We start from the raw sequence: 1,158 nt of genomic DNA, 5'->3' as shown, positions 1-1,158 counted from the left end.
AAGACCCTCTCCCCGAATTCCCAAAACCCTCTCCCCAAACCGCTCTCCCGTGAAGGGAGAGGGGCTGTACGGAGGGGGCTTGCGGGAGGAGGAGGCTCGGGCTCACTGGATGATGGAGAGCTGTTGGGGGCCCTCGGGGGTGTCGGTGAGCTGGGAGAGGGAGACGCCGAGCAGCCGTACCGCGCGGTGGAGGGTGTGCTGGCGCAGGCATTCCTGCACGGCGGCGGCGAGGGTATCGGGGTCGGCGCTCGCCTCGTTCAGTGACAGGGAGCGGGTCTGGGTGACGAAGTCGCGGTAGCGGATCTTCACCGTCACTGTCCGTGCGCGCAGGCCGCGCTCGGTCAGCCGCGGGATGAGGCCGGCAAGCATCTCCTCGGCCAGCCAGGCGAGTCGGGCGCTGGAGCGGCAGTCCTTCTGGAAGGTGGTTTCGCGGCCTATCGACTTGCGTTGACGGCGCGGGGCGACGGGGCGCTCGTCATGGCCGTGGGCGCGCTCGGAGAGGGCCTGCGCGTGGTTCGCGGGGAAGGCGGTTGCCAGGCGTTCCACGGGCGTGGCGGCGAGGTCCCCGATGGTCTCTATGCCGAGGTCGGCCAGCCTCTCGCCGGTGCGTGGGCCGACGCCGTGGAGGGTGCGCACGGGCAGGGGCCAGACCCGGTCGGGGACGTCGTCCAGGGTCAGCTCGGTGAGGCCGTCGGGTTTCTCCAGGTCCGAGGCGATCTTTGCGAGGAGGCGGTTCGGGGCAAGGCCGACGGAGCCGGTGAGCCGGGTGCGCGAATGGATGCGGGCCTTGAGCTCGGCGCCGAGGGTGCGCGGCGGTTCCGGACGGTGGCTGACGTCCAGGTAGGCCTCGTCCAGTCCCACGGGCTCGATGTGCTCGGAGAGCTCGCGCAGCAGGGCGAAGACCTCCGTGGAGGCGGCACGGTAGGCGGCGAGGTCCACCGGCAGGAACACGGCATGGGGGCAGAGCTCCAGCGCCCGGCGCAGGGGCATCGCGGAGTGGATGCCGTACTGCCGGGCCTCGTAGGTCGCGGTGGAGACGACCCCGCGGCGGTTCGGGTCGCCCCGGCCGCCGACCACCACCGGCTGCCCGGCGAGCTCCGGGCGGCGCAGCAGCTCCACGGACGCGAAGAAGGCGTCCATGTCGACGTGCATGATGGT

At 71.6% G+C, this 1,158-nt stretch carries 1 protein-coding gene; it reads right to left on the bottom strand.

Annotation, left to right across the window (positions count from 1 at the left end):
* Positions 1-102: 102 nt before the first annotated feature.
* Positions 103-1,158, bottom strand: a 1,056-nt coding sequence (gene dinB / locus G7A99_RS20275) for a DNA polymerase IV (RefSeq protein WP_371807645.1), incomplete at its 5' end; no start/stop codon positions are given.

The organism is Arhodomonas sp. KWT (assembly GCF_010993615.1).
This window is presented reverse-complemented; position numbering and strand designations above follow the sequence as displayed.